The sequence below is a fragment of the Streptococcus sp. 2018162 genome (assembly GCF_019754175.1).
Classification (GTDB): domain Bacteria; phylum Bacillota; class Bacilli; order Lactobacillales; family Streptococcaceae; genus Streptococcus; species Streptococcus hashimotonensis.
Genome location: NZ_JAIJZP010000011.1, coordinates 1 through 11,604, shown reverse-complemented (window position 1 = coordinate 11,604; position 11,604 = coordinate 1). Strand labels below are relative to the sequence as shown.

General features: G+C 33.7%; 16 protein-coding genes and 1 pseudogene. All 17 read right to left on the bottom strand.

Features of this window, described 5'->3' with window-relative positions; translation table 11 throughout:
* Window positions 1–13 precede the first annotated feature (13 nt).
* The 17 genes and pseudogenes from K5Q22_RS08430 to K5Q22_RS08350 all read right to left on the bottom strand — a co-directional run bounded on the left by K5Q22_RS08430 (window position 14) and on the right by K5Q22_RS08350 (window position 11,365).
* A complete protein-coding gene (locus K5Q22_RS08430) occupies window positions 14–457 on the bottom strand; it encodes a VOC family protein (protein WP_205013602.1) in 444 nt (147 codons plus the stop codon).
* Window positions 458–545: 88 nt separating this feature from the next.
* Window positions 546–1,301, bottom strand: a complete 756-nt coding sequence (gene ldcB, locus K5Q22_RS08425) for an LD-carboxypeptidase LdcB/DacB (protein ID WP_205013601.1) — start codon at window positions 1,299–1,301, stop codon at window positions 546–548.
* A gap of 348 nt (window positions 1,302–1,649) precedes the next feature.
* The gene (locus K5Q22_RS08420) at window positions 1,650–1,901 is read right to left on the bottom strand and encodes a phage holin (protein WP_105151278.1); all 252 of its coding nucleotides are present in this window, start codon (window positions 1,899–1,901) and stop codon (window positions 1,650–1,652) included.
* A 256-nt stretch (window positions 1,902–2,157) separates the two neighbouring features.
* Window positions 2,158–2,922: a CPBP family intramembrane glutamic endopeptidase gene (locus K5Q22_RS08415; RefSeq protein WP_205013600.1), complete on the bottom strand. Its 765-nt coding sequence runs from the start codon at window positions 2,920–2,922 to the stop codon at window positions 2,158–2,160.
* Window positions 2,923–2,989: 67 nt separating this feature from the next.
* A complete protein-coding gene (locus K5Q22_RS08410; RefSeq protein ID WP_024384418.1) occupies window positions 2,990–3,673 on the bottom strand; it encodes a YjjG family noncanonical pyrimidine nucleotidase in 684 nt (227 codons plus the stop codon).
* 488 nt (window positions 3,674–4,161) lie between these two features.
* A complete protein-coding gene (locus K5Q22_RS08405; protein WP_205013599.1) occupies window positions 4,162–4,917 on the bottom strand; it encodes a translation initiation factor 2 in 756 nt (251 codons plus the stop codon).
* Window positions 4,918–5,207: 290 nt separating this feature from the next.
* A complete protein-coding gene (locus K5Q22_RS08400; RefSeq protein WP_205013598.1) occupies window positions 5,208–5,933 on the bottom strand; it encodes a TipC family immunity protein in 726 nt (241 codons plus the stop codon).
* A gap of 302 nt (window positions 5,934–6,235) precedes the next feature.
* Entirely contained in the window at window positions 6,236–6,739 is a 504-nt protein-coding gene (locus K5Q22_RS08395) for a hypothetical protein (RefSeq protein WP_205013597.1), read from the bottom strand.
* A gap of 199 nt (window positions 6,740–6,938) precedes the next feature.
* Window positions 6,939–7,328: a hypothetical protein gene (locus K5Q22_RS08390; RefSeq protein ID WP_202846374.1), complete on the bottom strand. Its 390-nt coding sequence runs from the start codon at window positions 7,326–7,328 to the stop codon at window positions 6,939–6,941.
* Window positions 7,312–7,806, bottom strand: a complete 495-nt coding sequence (locus tag K5Q22_RS08385; RefSeq protein WP_239514632.1) for a hypothetical protein — start codon at window positions 7,804–7,806, stop codon at window positions 7,312–7,314. Before K5Q22_RS08385 ends, K5Q22_RS08390 begins: the two co-directional genes overlap by 17 nt.
* Window positions 7,807–8,209: 403 nt before the next feature.
* Complete coding sequence (locus K5Q22_RS08380; RefSeq protein WP_205013596.1) at window positions 8,210–8,824, bottom strand: hypothetical protein; 615 nt, start codon at window positions 8,822–8,824, stop codon at window positions 8,210–8,212.
* Between the two features lie 55 nt (window positions 8,825–8,879).
* Window positions 8,880–9,263 (bottom strand): annotated as a pseudogene (locus tag K5Q22_RS08375) (pre-toxin TG domain-containing protein); the annotation flags it as partial.
* Between the two features lie 49 nt (window positions 9,264–9,312).
* Window positions 9,313–9,912: an imm11 family protein gene (locus K5Q22_RS08370; protein WP_172084205.1), complete on the bottom strand. Its 600-nt coding sequence runs from the start codon at window positions 9,910–9,912 to the stop codon at window positions 9,313–9,315.
* Window positions 9,913–10,024: 112 nt separating this feature from the next.
* Entirely contained in the window at window positions 10,025–10,477 is a 453-nt protein-coding gene (locus K5Q22_RS08365) for a DUF4304 domain-containing protein (RefSeq protein WP_024407076.1), read from the bottom strand.
* 12 nt (window positions 10,478–10,489) lie between these two features.
* Window positions 10,490–10,777, bottom strand: coding sequence for a hypothetical protein (locus K5Q22_RS08360; protein ID WP_313777796.1), 288 nt, complete (start codon window positions 10,775–10,777; stop codon window positions 10,490–10,492).
* A gap of 110 nt (window positions 10,778–10,887) precedes the next feature.
* Complete coding sequence (locus K5Q22_RS08355; protein WP_153309529.1) at window positions 10,888–11,049, bottom strand: hypothetical protein; 162 nt, start codon at window positions 11,047–11,049, stop codon at window positions 10,888–10,890.
* 109 nt (window positions 11,050–11,158) lie between these two features.
* Entirely contained in the window at window positions 11,159–11,365 is a 207-nt protein-coding gene (locus tag K5Q22_RS08350) for a hypothetical protein (protein ID WP_029171982.1), read from the bottom strand.
* Window positions 11,366–11,604: the final 239 nt, after the last annotated feature.

Genomic DNA, 11,604 nt, shown 5'->3' with positions numbered 1-11,604 from the left:
TGTCCAATCTATTTTAGTTTTCTGCGTAATATTCCTGACCGTAGCCTTCTACTTCAGTGTTGATTTGCCAAGAGATACCAAACTTGTCTGTTACATTGCCATAGGCAGGAGACCAAGGAACTGCTTGAAGTTCCATATTGATAGCAGTTGCATCTACGGATAACTTGCTGTATAGTTCCTGCGCTGTCTCAGCATCATCTGTGATAAGCGCAACTGTAATATTGTCACCTACTGTATAAGGCATTTCTGGGTTGTTGTCTGACAACATAAACCGTTGACCATTCAAACGAAACTGTGCATTCATCACGTAATTTTCTAGTTCAGCAGGGCAGTCTGGTAAGAAATCTTTAAATAGATTTACTTGCTCCACTGTTGCCCCAAGAGCATTTTTATAAAACTCGATAGCTTCCAAACCATTACCATTAGTAACCAAGTATACTTCCATTGCTTTAAGCATGATGGACCTCCAAAATTATGATGGTTTATTATATCACGAGTTAGTTATACGGACAAATTTTTCGACTTATTTCTGACTAAATGTAATATTAGTAGTCTCCACCTGGTACACCAAAATATTCTTCCAAGGTCAAGCCTGAATTGTAAATATCTGTCGCTTCTTGACCAATATATCGCACATGCCAGGATTCTGCCATATAGCCTGTGCTAGATTCTTTTCCTGGAAGATAGCGGACAATAAAGCCATATAGATGTGCATTCGTAGCCAACCACTGAGAAGCATTGGGTTCTTCTAATAAATTACCACTTGTATCCAATAAATCAAAGGCTAATCCTGTCTGATGTTCACTATATCCAGCTCTTGCAGAATACGTATCTGCCGCTGCTTGTCCTTCTTGATTTACATAGGACTGGTAGAGGTTTGCCTGAGTTTCATAGGAACGAAATCCACTGTAGTTATTGGAGATACCAAATCCTAGCGCCTGCATATCTGCTATTAAACGTTGAAAAGCTGCTAAGGCTTCAGGATTTTCGCCCGGTGCATAATCAGCTGCAAGCGGATGTTTTTTATTGGCGATAATCACTTCGCCATATTTTCCTTGTACACTATAATAGGAACCGTTAAAATTTACCTGAGTCTCTGTACTTGTTACTTCTTGATTCGTTTCCACCGATGTAGAGCTGCTTGTTGACTGCTCCGAAGTTGTTGAAGTAGACTGACTTGAAGTAGTCGAAATAACTGTTGACGATTTTTTTGTAGTATTGGTCTGATCCGGCTTTTGATGACATGCTGCTAGTAACAGTATAGTCGGCAAGCATAATAGAATAGTACGTTTCATTATCATCACCCCGTTCTCTTATAATTATGTCTATTGTAGCACAATCATAAAACTCCGTCTAATGACGGCTTATGATTTTAACTACTATTGATATTTTTAGTGTTCATTGAATTTCTCTCGATTCTTTTCCTTCAAATACTGGCATTCCTGATAACCTACGTGTCATAAATAGAAACACCAGCCTTTCGACTGGTGGACATATATGATGTTAAATAGTCGTATCACAAGTAAAGTAATTTACATACAAAATAGTTTTTGAGGAAATACTGACTATATTTTGAAAAATCCGTCTTAGCTAGAGATACTGAACTGTAAGTACAACTAGATACCTCATCAGTAGTTTCTAAACAAACATTATTGTTGATTTTTAGATGACATACCGTTTTTTAGGATGTCTTCTACCTTCACATCCGGTTTATTATTTAGCACTCCTAAAAATACAAGAATACTAAGGATGATACAAATCGTCTGCTCGATTTGGTTTAAGGTACGACTACATTCAATATTAAAATAACAAAATAGGACATTATCAACGAGCATCAATACCAACGAAACGAGTCCAATCCAAAACATATGTTTTTTTAAACGATTCTTTATTTGTTTCATATCTATACTCCTTTTTGATGTATAAAAATACATTCTAACATAAATAAACCATTAATTCAAAAAAATATGGGATAAAAAATATGATAAAGCAATCGAAAGAGACCATGTAGCAAAACTAATTCAAATGACTAAATATCCGCACAATAAAACGGGTGATGATACCGAGTTGATAGAAACTACATATCATCATCCGTTTGTCAGCTGTAGGGAGAAAGAAATTTTTCTCGATTAGCTTGATGTCCGTTCTCTGCATTGTTTATCCTGCAATAAACAACGAGAAGAAACTTGTACCAACCATATCCGCAAGAGCATGTCCTAAGAAATAGGGCAATAAATTATCATTTTTCCTTGTATACATGTAGTAATAGAAAAGACCGAAGGCTACACCAATAACAAGAGCAGATACCATTCCTTGATAGGTATGGAAAGATATACGGACAATTGTTGAAAAGAGTAAAACCAGCGAACGCTTTTTCTTATCTGTACTCAACAATAAGCCTAAGAAAAAGAACTCTTCATAGAAGCCATTAAACAAGGAATAGATAACTGTGCTGTAGTCAACAGATAGGAAACGGTTGAGCACCGTCATAATATTCCAGTCATAGTAAGGCAAGTATCCGAGGAAATTATACCCACCAGTCAGACCTGGAATATATGAAAAAGCTGTAAATGCCAAATCACTAATCAGACCAGCACCGATGAAAATCAGTGGTCCCCAGAGTAAAACTCTCCACTCTAATTTTACTTTTAGCTGCTTGAAATCATAATTCCGAATCAATAAATAAACCAGGGCAAACAGGAATAACTTTCCTTGATTGGCTAGAGCCCACCAATTATCGGCTGGACTAAACGATAGAACCCCTGTTTCAACGGTTTCTGTTGCGGAAAATGATGCTATCCATTGCATGGTTGAGGTATAAATAGCATTACCACATAAAATCGTTGTGATAATAATCAAATCTATCCAAGTGAGTTCTTTTAGGGGCTTGGTTGGACGAATGCGTCTCAGTAATCTTTTCACGTTTTCCTCCTTATAGTGTGTTTTTTATTACAAATATACGAAAAATCTTATAGAATTTTAAAACATTTTATAGTAAGTCCAATAATTCTTGATAGCTACTAATTGTATAGGTTGGAACTGCCTTACTCTTGTTTATCATATGAGTCGGATTGTACCAAACAGTATCCATGCCAGCATTATTGCCGCCTTGAATATCTGCTGTCAAACTGTCCCCAATCATTAAGGCTTGGTCAAACTGAAAACCTGAAATCTGCTCTGCTATTTTTTCATAAAAATCAGCCGCAGGCTTTTGCGTCCCCATCTGCTCAGAAATAAACACTTCTTTAAAATACGATTGAATCGGTGAGTGAAGCAAGCGATTTTCCTGTATATAGGTCACGCCGTTGGTCGCCGCATAAATCTGGTAGCCTCGGTGTGTCAATTCCTGCAAAAGCTTATCTGCACCTACAAAAATTTGTCCCTGCCGCCCAATAAATTCTTGGTAGCGCAAGGCCATCTCCCTTCCATCAACTTGCCGACCAAAGTGGGCAAAGGTCCGTGAAAAGCGGGTGTTTATTAGCTCTTTCTTTGTAATGTTCCCTTTTTCCAAATCCTTCCACATGGCCTGGTTGAGCGGTCGATAGACTTCTTTAAAAGCTTGAATATCTTCAACCTCCATAGCTGTCAAAAACTGGGTTAAGGCTACTTCTTCTCCACGGCTAAAATCAAGAAGAGTATGGTCAAGATCAAAGAGTAGGTGTTTGTATTGCAAGATGATAAATCCTTTCTAAGCAGAGATTACTGAAGCGATGTCAGGCAGTATGTCTAAAGTATACCACAGTTTCTAAAAAAATAGCTCTGTGTCCTAGGTTCTATTATACTGTTTTTCAGATTTCATACTCTTTAAATATCAAAATTATCCATTGTCAACTTGCCTCGATGAGTGAAAAACTCCTGTGGGGCTTTTTAGCCTGTTGCCTTGAAATAAGAAAACAACAGAGTTCTGTCATCGGCTTCGTTTCCTAGGCTACTTTTGATTTTTATTGAGTATCAACAGCCCTGGATACACCCATTTCCTCATCATATTATACAAGAACTAGTTTATTCAAGCAAAAAGACGAGGACTCGCAGAAAAAGGCAATCGTAGTAGCCTTAACTACACACGATTGCCACTGGTTGGCTTAAAACCCTCAAACCTTCTCAATTTTGAAGGAATACTGGTGCCAAAATCCTAGAAAAAACATTTCCTTGCGAATCTTTTTAATTCGTTTGACGAGGTTCAATAGTTACCTCGCGTCCTGCCAACGAAGCTGGTTCACCAAGATACCAAGTTTTAGCGTAATAGTTCTTCATGACTGCTACCAGAGGGAAGGATTTGTTAGCTTTGCTTGGATCTGTTACTTCTGTGACCAATTCATAGGTTGCCAGACCATCACTGCTAGGATTATCTATATAATAAATATCTGAAAACGCATTTTCATCTTTCCATTGGTTTACTTGCCAACTGCCTACACGTCCTGCTGACCAACCCCATTGGCTATCAAAGTTTCGTTCCCAATGTGTTTCTTTACCCTTCTTAAAGTGACGGTACTTGCTGTCTGAACCATTTTTATCATCATTAACATCGGTTGAGAATTTGTCCAACAAGTTTTCTCCTGTTTTCTTATTAACAAGTTTTTTCAATTGCATACCATCAGGGATGATAAAATAATATCCTCCCTTATCATATCGAAGGTTCCAAAGGGTAGAATCAAAGTTTACCGTCCATTTTACTTCATTTTCAGAGTCTCCAATCGTTGCATCAATGGATACTGACTTTTTGACCGATTCGTTATAGTTAGTTTCTTGAATAGGATCCCCTAGAGAAAAGATAGGTGAATTTTGAGGGGTGTTATTTGTTATTTGCACATTTCCGTCTGACGCAATTGCTTTTACGGTTGGTGTCTGTGTAAACAGCAATCCTCCCAGTACGGTAGCACTTAAAAATAAACTTGATATAATTTTACGTTTGCTCATAAGAGTCTCCTTCTTTTATTTGATCTATTTTTGCGCTAGCTACAAAAATATTGGCAAGCTAATCGTCCCATTTCTAGACTATCCCTTCCTTACTAAGATGAGAGTCTCTAGCAAATAAAAGACTTTTAACTACTATCAGTATAACAATACAAGTAGTATTTTCTCTTGGAGCTATCCGTTTTTTTTCTATATTTGTGGTTTATCAATGAGAAACATGGACTTTGAGTGAAACTGTCAGATTTTAGACTCTAAAATGAAGAAATCTGTACTACAATAGATAAGTTTGCAATTTATTTTAATACACTTGATTCTATAATTTTAACATCCCCAAGATTGTCAAACGAATAGCGTTGACTCCCCTTTTCAAACCAAGTCTTGAGAACAACATTATTCAAAATATAGGATGATTTTTCCCTTAACCAAGTAGCATCTATACCATACGTTTTCAAATAATTTAATACTTCTTCTTTTTCAGTTAATTGCAAAGAAGGGAGGCCTTTGGAGGAAGAAAACCAATAGGAACTCTCTAGATGTTCTTGCAGATTTACCGCTTCACCCCTTTTTTTATCTATCCAATAGTCAGACTTAGCCCATACTAAAGAGCTATTTGAATTAGAAATTTCAATGCTTCCTAGTAATTTCTTATCCCTATACTCATAGTCTATATATAAATAAGTATCATTCCCTAATTTTTTTGAATACTCAATACTGAACGCTTGTTCCAGACCAACAAATATAGATACCTCCCCTCCATCTGGGGCATTAACAAGAACGGGCAACTCTGTTATTCTATCCGGTTCTCTAAATGATTGCGGACTTCCTAAAACAGTACTCAAATCTGGTAAGCCTTTCAGTGCCCCACTATATACCTCGGCATAGTTCATTTCTAAGAATACATTCTCTAAGGAATTATATTTTACCTTTTGACTATAGTAATTAAAAACTTTAAAAATCAGAAATGAGCTCGTGACAATTATGACAATTATAAAAAAATATTTTGAAAATTTGTGATTCATATATACCTCCACATCATTGGCTCAAATCTTGAATAAATTGATGAGCTACTTAACAGTTTCCACCTGATATTTTGTTATCAAAAATTTACAAATTTATTCTACCATACCAAAAAGAAATCACCTAGAAAAGTCTAGATGATTTCAAGTCGATAAAATTATTGATAGCGTTTCAAATGTTAAAACTAATCCGACTGCCCCTCACCAATACTTTAGCATAAGCTAATAAGTACTTAATCTGTAAAATAATTATTGCATATTGTAAAACAGGAAGGCATCGTAGGTGTCCGCAACAACCTAACCTACTAGTTATATTTTACATTTTTAGAAAACGATACTGAAGTATTTGATATATTCTCAACTACAATTGAAAAATCTTTAGGAGAATTTATTGAAAAACGATATTGATTCGGTAGCTTTATAACAAGTCCTTTTGAATCTATATATATACTTTGCGAAGTATCATTTGGTAAAATAGTTAATTCTGACACCCCGTCGTTATCTGTATCTATCCATTTTTCAATTTGCTGTTTTTCAATATTATAAATAATATTGGAGTCTATATCTGCCAAAATATTTCTACCTGATAGTCGTATCTTTCCATTTTTCGACTCACTAGCAATCTCAAACGTCATATATGCATCAAGATTATCATAGTTCCCCTTAATATTTAATTCAATCTTCCCGTCAGCATCTAAATAATACACATTGTTTGAAAAAACTCTTGAGCAAGTAATAGTAATAAATAGTACTAGAAAGATTGCAAGAACACACAGAAAGTAGTTCTTCTTATTTTTTATTAAATTCATTACAGTTTCCACCTGATAATCTGTTCTCAAAGGTCTACACATTTATTCTACCACACCAAAAAGAAATCACCTAGAAAAGTCTAGATGATTTCAATAACTATTCTAGAGTTTTGATATGTTAGCTTAGCTATTTTAACTTTCTCCACAATGAGAAGTACAGATTACTACTCCTCAATGTCAATTAACATCCTTAAACCTTCTAATTCTCCTTTAACTTGTTGATAATTGGCTGACTATCCGAAATAACATCGATACCAAAATTAATACCAAGAATTTGATAATGACGGAATGGGACCTGATGATTTTCTCGTATAATTCTTTTTAAATGGCTATCAAGAAGTTCTACCAAAATAGCTTTATGTATCATCGGAATATTTTTAGGATCATCCCAATATTCACACGGATTCAAATCCCACCCTTCATCAATAACTTTACAAAATAATATTTTCTCAAAATCTATGCAGAAATGATTTTCTTGATTTTTCAACCCATCAAGATAAATTTTTAGGTTCATGTCTTGATCTATCTGACATCGAACTTGGTACCAATCATTCTCAATTTTGCCTCCTATATCAACCCACTTGGCCATCATTTATCCCTTCATCATGAATTAAAATTTCTTCTCCCTTGTATAGAATGACGTCAATAACTATATTTGTTGAGAGAATTTGATAATGTTCTAATTCTTCTTTTTCCAATACCCCACCAGCCACTTGAACCACTTGTTCAACCAGCAAACTATTAACTATTTTATACAAAGGGTACTCTATCCCTAGTTCGGATACGCTTGGAACTTGATATAGGTACAGAGATAATTCTCGTTCTGTTAGTCTATAAAAATGACAAAATGGAAAATCAAGGACAATTTCAGACTTGTTGCCTTTTAATGCAATCATTGCGATTTCAAAATCACTACTCTCACCAAATTTTGCTTCCGCAGTATATCTATCTTCTACTAATTCACCCCAACGTAAACGTATCTCGTTTCTTGATTTTTCAGCACTAACATCTAGCACTTTAGAATTGCGAATGATATCCTGAGATTTTTCCTTCACATCATTAATCACGATTTTACCCCCTACTTCTAATATCAGTATCGACCCCTGTAAGGAATTTTAAACTGAAATTCCAACAATGAGAAACCATCCTTACTATTTTGCCATAACTTATCCATACGCTATTGTTCCCATGTCTAAGTCACACATATCATACAACCACGCCATCATTCGTGGTATTCCTTTATCCATTAAAACTGAGCTATAAGTGTGGATACGTGTTTAAGAGTTTTTAGCTTTTGTGAAAATAGCAGAGCTATCTAGACAGTTTCCACATGATAATCTGTTCTCAAAGGTTTACAAATTTATTCTACCATACCAAAAAGAAATCACCTAGAAAAGTCTAGATGATTTCGTGAACTAGAGCGATTTTCCAAAAATTATCAATAAATAATTGAAAATAACAATATAAGCTCTAATTTCCAAACAATGTTTGGCTCATCAATCTTTCGGGTCCAAAGCCTATAAAACCAGTATTTATATCATCAAAGTATCCTTCTCGAAATAGCACAACTCCCCCTTGATTGACAACATTTGAAATATAGCTACTATTTTCAGATAAACCCCTAGAAAAACCAGATTTTATTATCTCTTCTACACTCAAATTAGAAGGTAATAGTAATAAATGTGAAGTCATTCTTGTAAGTATAACATCAACACAACCCGAAACTGACTGTTCCTCTAAAAGTTCAATTCCACCAAAGAATCTAATCATAGTATCTTTTTTAAGAGATATTTCTTCTGAGTACTTCCCATTTATCACATTTAGATTATATTTTGATAACGATTTCCAAAGTTTATAATAGTTAATAATCCTAGTTGACTCATTAAAATCATCATCCCCTACTGCAACAACCAATTTAAATCGAATCTTTTTCGAAAAAATATAAAGTTGATTAACCATGTATTCTAAGTATTCTTTTCTTTTATTACATTGTCTACTTATTTCCCAACGTGTCGCAACTATATTTTCAGAGAGATTAACATTTAAATATGAAATATCAATATTTTCCTCTTTTTCAATAATCATAGTGATTTCCTTCCATACCATTAAAATGTGGTCCTCTATTTTAAGTAGGATCATCTCAAAGATTGTCAAAACCTTTCTTGGCGTTTTGTCCAACTTCACGCAAAGTGATTCCACCTGCGTTCATGGTCATACCACCAACTCCTGCGAGTTGCGGAGGGAAACCAAATGGGGTGTCGAGAAGTTTGCCTACATTCGATTTTATGAAGGTTTTGGTACTATCAATCGCTTTGTTAGCTCGAGTGATAATTTTTGAACCTTTAACAACATCAAATAGATTGTCAGCCTTAGTCGCAACTTTAGCCAGTTTACCGAATTTTGAACCTCCCATGCTAATGAGGTCCGTTGCCAGCCATGCCGCTGCTTCCAAACGACTAGCTTTCTCACCAGTAATAGGGTCTGTACCAGTAATTACACGGTAAATATCATTAACATAGAAGAACTCACCTGCTGTACCCGTAGTGGGGTAATAAGATTTTTAAAGAAAAATTCTAAACAATATTTAATTCAGTAAATATCATTGTATTCCATTTCTTTTTTATGAAAATTTGCCTAATTTTTTCAGAGACAAAAACTGACATACTTGCTTTCTTATCAATAAATATATCTATACCATCAATAATATGAGAATTAAAACTAATTCGATTTCCCCAAAACGAATACATATTATATTTTGCATTATAATTAAACTTGCTAAACTCTAAATTAACAGCATCTAATTGGGTCAGAAAATTAACAATGTAATAATCTGTATTTCGATAACCCGTTTCTTTATCCTCAATAATAATAGGGATGTACTGCAATCCAGTTACTCCATTCTCTATAAAAGCCTCCATCACATCAGATCGAATAGTCAATAGACCAAAAGCATTAATTATAGTCTCATAAAATTCTCCACCTACAGATGAATTGTAATAAAATATCAATTCTGGAATCAAAGATAGTTCAAGCATTTCCCCAGCTTTAAATGCTAATTTAAACCACCCTTTTTTATAATCTAAATAACAAACTTCCTTTATGTTGCTATCATCAAGAATTACGACTGAAGTAGTATCTAAAAAATTTGCATTTCTCCCAAATTTATAAACCATCTTCCAAAATTCCTCCAAAAATCTTTATATAGCATAGCTGGATTTTTACGTATTACTTTTTTTACATTTTCTTCAAACAACCAGTCTTAATCAAGATATTTTTGTCTGTTCTTCAAGATATTTTTGTCTGTTCTTCAAGATATTTTTTTGTAGCTTTGCTGCTCATTTTCTTCATAATAGGTCTAGAACTCAAATAATCATAAATTCCCTTATTAAATGCAGGAAACACTTCTTCATCTAACTCCTTCTGTATAGAAAATGTTAAATTCTCATTTGAAATCTCTTCAAGTTCAAACTCATTATTAACAAGTTCACCTTCATAATTATAATAAGCAAACCTTGCTCCAAAGTCTCTTATTTTTATAGTCAATTTTTCAATTCTTTTGTGCAAGTCCTTAATGACGAAATAGTAATTAATATAGTAAGCGTTAGAGAAGTTAGACTTTTGGAATTCAATAAAAACTAATAGTTCATCGTTCTCAAAACAATATTTACTTTTTATATATTTAAAACCATTCTTCTTCAAAATATCAAATACAATATTTTTAAATTCTTTTAACTCCATTTTATACCTCAATTAGTAAGTATCCAGTACTCCTGTCCATTGTTCACCTGTTTCAGAAATTAATTCGTCAATATAGCCCTGTAGTTGCTTATCCCCTTTCCTAATTTGATTTTTATTATTAGGTTTTAGCTCATAAACAATATTATTTTCAAAATCAATAAAATCAACCCTCTTACCACTTGGTAAAGTAAACTCTTTTTCTCTATATCCTTTTAAAACATTCTCTGCCTTATATTCTTTATGGACATCTTGACACAATTTTAAATTTGATTTAGTATAACCCTTATCATTTTTAGGAATGTCATAACTTGACTGAGAGGTTAGTTTTGCAATAGCAGGTCCTATTTATTTTTGATATACAATTATTAATCTAGCAATATAGCCCAAAGACCTCTTTTAATTTTTGATGATCACTTTGGGTTAATGATTTGATTTTTTTTATCAATTTCATATATTGCCGCCTTCCATGAACCTGATTTAATTAACTCTAAAATTATTGCTTTTTCGACTCCATTGATATAGTCATTTAAAATATTTAATAAAATATTTTCTGCTTCTGTGTAACTCAACATCAAATTAATCTCCTATTATTGTTACATCTTTAAAGTTTATATTTTTTTGTTCTATCTGTAATTAACTGAGGATAACCTCTTATATATATTGTAGCAAATTTACAATTTGTCATCCAAAATGGAAAAATAAATCTTTACAAAACTCTGAATCTGATATCGTAAAATCTCTATTTTTATATTTGTCTAAACTGTACAACACCCCTCTTACTAATCGCACTGCTTGTGCCTGTTCCAAAAGCTTTTTTCGAATTTCGGTGTCATCAATATAACTATCAATAATAGCAAATAATCTTTGTTTTACATCTTCATATTTCATATCAATCTCCAATTATATCTACTTTATCGAATATAATTGTTTGGCATGGTATAAAGTTTTCAAAAATCTACACATTTATTCTACCATACCAAAAAGAAATCACCTAGAAAATTCTAGATGATTCCCTATAACTTCTAAGTAGTCTACTGGTATTTCTTCAGTGCTTCAAAGAACTCAAGATAGAGGCTGATATTCTCTTCCAACACCTCTCGTAACTCCTCATAAGAACGAACATGTGG

Excerpts from the sequence above, each read along its gene's own strand:
- K5Q22_RS08430 (WP_205013602.1), bottom strand. The coding sequence starts at position 457 with ATGCTTAAAGCAATGGAAGTATACTTGGTTACTAATGGTAATGGTTTG.
- ldcB (WP_205013601.1), bottom strand. The coding sequence starts at position 1,301 with ATGATAATGAAACGTACTATTCTATTATGCTTGCCGACTATACTGTTA.
- K5Q22_RS08420 (WP_105151278.1), bottom strand. The coding sequence starts at position 1,901 with ATGAAACAAATAAAGAATCGTTTAAAAAAACATATGTTTTGGATTGGA.
- K5Q22_RS08405 (WP_205013599.1), bottom strand. The coding sequence starts at position 4,917 with ATGAGCAAACGTAAAATTATATCAAGTTTATTTTTAAGTGCTACCGTA.
- K5Q22_RS08400 (WP_205013598.1), bottom strand. The coding sequence starts at position 5,933 with ATGAATCACAAATTTTCAAAATATTTTTTTATAATTGTCATAATTGTC.
- K5Q22_RS08395 (WP_205013597.1), bottom strand. The coding sequence starts at position 6,739 with ATGAATTTAATAAAAAATAAGAAGAACTACTTTCTGTGTGTTCTTGCA.
- K5Q22_RS08390 (WP_202846374.1), bottom strand. The coding sequence starts at position 7,328 with ATGGCCAAGTGGGTTGATATAGGAGGCAAAATTGAGAATGATTGGTAC.
- K5Q22_RS08380 (WP_205013596.1), bottom strand. The coding sequence starts at position 8,824 with ATGATTATTGAAAAAGAGGAAAATATTGATATTTCATATTTAAATGTT.
- K5Q22_RS08370 (WP_172084205.1), bottom strand. The coding sequence starts at position 9,912 with ATGGTTTATAAATTTGGGAGAAATGCAAATTTTTTAGATACTACTTCA.
- K5Q22_RS08365 (WP_024407076.1), bottom strand. The coding sequence starts at position 10,477 with ATGGAGTTAAAAGAATTTAAAAATATTGTATTTGATATTTTGAAGAAG.
- K5Q22_RS08355 (WP_153309529.1), bottom strand. The coding sequence starts at position 11,049 with ATGTTGAGTTACACAGAAGCAGAAAATATTTTATTAAATATTTTAAAT.
- K5Q22_RS08350 (WP_029171982.1), bottom strand. The coding sequence starts at position 11,365 with ATGAAATATGAAGATGTAAAACAAAGATTATTTGCTATTATTGATAGT.